2 protein-coding genes and 1 pseudogene are annotated in these 2,268 nt (G+C 70.5%); 2 read left to right on the plus strand and 1 reads right to left on the minus strand.

What is annotated here, in order from left to right; all coding sequences use genetic code 11:
* A pseudogene (locus ACTIR_RS26930) lies at positions 1 to 242 on the plus strand (hypothetical protein); the annotation flags it as partial.
* 99 nt (positions 243 to 341) lie between these two features.
* On the opposite strand, the gene ACTIR_RS0119065 reads toward ACTIR_RS26930, so the two are convergent.
* Positions 342 to 545: a cold-shock protein gene (locus ACTIR_RS0119065; protein WP_007025991.1), complete on the minus strand. Its 204-nt coding sequence runs from the start codon at positions 543 to 545 to the stop codon at positions 342 to 344.
* 474 nt (positions 546 to 1,019) lie between these two features.
* Here ACTIR_RS0119065 and ACTIR_RS0119075 point away from each other — a divergent pair, with 474 nt between their 5' ends.
* Positions 1,020 to 2,225 (plus strand): L,D-transpeptidase, encoded by a 1,206-nt coding sequence (locus ACTIR_RS0119075; protein WP_084789615.1) that lies wholly within the window; start codon positions 1,020 to 1,022, stop codon positions 2,223 to 2,225.
* Positions 2,226 to 2,268 lie beyond the last annotated feature (43 nt).

Below are 2,268 nucleotides of genomic sequence, written 5' to 3' on the forward strand. Positions count from 1 at the left end.
ACCGCTCGGGCCACCCGCGGTCGGCCCCGCCCGAGCCGGCCTGGCCCGCCCCGGAGGACGCGTTCCCCGAGGACCTTTCCCCCACCGACACCGCTCCGGGCGCGCCGTCGGCGCAGGATCCCCGGACGGCACAGCCGTTCGAGGCGCCGGCCTACGGGCGCGACGACGAACCCATCACCGACGAGATCCACGTGGAGGACCTGCGGCACTGGGAGGCGCAGGTGCGCGGCGGGCTCCGCTGACCCGCGCGCGTCGACCACTCCACGCCCCCCCCCCGAGACGAAACCGGGCCCCCGGCGGAAGTCCGCCGGGGGCCCGGTCAGGTCAGTGAGTGTCCTGCCTCAGAGAGAGCGGACCTTCTGCGCCTGCGGGCCCTTCTGGCCCTGGCCGACCTCGAACTCCACCCTCTGGTTCTCCTCCAGGGTGCGGAAGCCGCGGCCCTCGATCTCCGAGTAATGGACGAAAACGTCGCCTTCACCGCTGTCCTGGGCGATGAAACCGAAGCCCTTTTCCGCGTTGAACCACTTCACAGTGCCTTGCGCCACCGCTGTACTCCTCGTTGCTGTTCCGCATGGACACCACCACCGGCGGTGTCCCGGCCGCCCCGGGCGGTTCCAACGGAACGAGCACGCTAGCGCCAAGGCTACCGGCCCGCGTCAGAAGTTCCGCGAGTGTGTAGCCACGAGCACGCAAAACGACGGCCGACACCCAGACTACCGGCACGAGCGCGTTCGTGAACCCCTTACCGCCCCGGTTGGTCCGACCGGGCGGATAACGGCCTCAGGGGTTGCGCGCCGCCCCGCACCGACGATCAATCGAACGGGTGGCCGCCGGGTGCCGCCGACGGTCACTCCGACGGTGCGGAACGGGAGCGCACCGGGTGCCGGACACCGCCGAGGGCGACCACGCCGACACGCTCGGCACCACGATGGTGTGAGTGTGATCACTTCGCGTGGCGGCAACGAACAGACATCGGAGGGCGTGAGCCACGGGACACGGGGAGAAGAGGGGTACGAGCGTTGACGGAATCGGCATCCGCACCGGCGAGAGGCACACCGAAGGCGGTCCTGGCACTGTTGCTGGCCACTCTCCTGGGCGTGGGGGCCTGTACCGGCGCGCAGGGGGGCGGCGGGTCCGCGCAGGCGGACGACACCGCCGGCCCCGAACCGGCGGTTCCGGCGCAGGTCACCGTCACCCCCGAGGCGGGCAGCGAGAACGTCGCCCCGCGGGACGAGGTCTCGGTCACGGTGACCGGCGGGACCATCGCGTCCGTCGCACTCACCAACCCGGAGGGCGAGGAGGTCGAGGGCGAGCTGGCCGGGGACCGGACGACCTGGTCGGTCACCGAGCCCCTCGGGTACGACAAGACCTACACGTTCTCCGGCGAGGCGTCCGGTGCCGACGGGGCGCCGGTCCCGATCGAGGGCTCGTTCACCACCGCGACCCCCGAGGCCACGGTCGGGGTCAGCTCGAACGTGGGCGACGGCCGGACGTACGGCGTCGCGATGCCGATCGCCCTGAACTTCGACGCCCCCGTCGAGAACCGGGCCGCCGTCGAGCGGGCGTTGCAGGTGGAGACGACCCCGGACATCGAGGGTTCCTGGGCCTGGCTGTACGGCGGCAGGTCGGTGCACTGGCGACCGAAGGAGTACTGGGAGCCGGGCACGGAGGTCAGCGTCAGCGCGAACGTCTACGGCGTCCGCACCGGCGAGGGCACCTACGGCGGCAACGACCTCACGGTGGACTTCTCGATCGGACGCTCCCAGATCGTGAAGGCCAACACGCAGACCCACCGGATGGAGGTCTTCCGGGACGGCGAGAAGGTCGCCGAGTATCGGGCCAGTTTCGGACTCGAATCCGATCCCGGCCGGGTCACGCGCAGTGGCGTCCACGTGGTGATGGCCAAGCACGACAAGTACTTCATGAACAATCCCGGCTACGGCTACGAGGACTTCGAGGTGGACTGGGCCGTACGGATCTCGAACAACGGCGAGTTCGCCCACTCCGCGCCGTGGTCGGTCGCCGACCAGGGCGAGCGCAACGTCTCGCACGGCTGCATCAACCTGGCGCCGGACAACGCCAAGGAGTACTACGACAGCGCGATGATCGGCGATCCGTTCGAGATCGAGGGCAGTTCCCAGCCGCTGCGGCAGAGCCGCACCGACTACTACGACTGGACGATCCCGTGGGACGAGTGGACGACGCTGTCCGCACTGAACGACTGACCCCCGGGCGCGGGCCGCACCCGGGGGTGTGGCCCGCGCCGCT

Origin of the sequence: Saccharomonospora iraqiensis subsp. iraqiensis (genome assembly GCF_000430445.1) — a bacterium.
Lineage (GTDB): Bacteria > Actinomycetota > Actinomycetes > Mycobacteriales > Pseudonocardiaceae > Saccharomonospora > Saccharomonospora iraqiensis.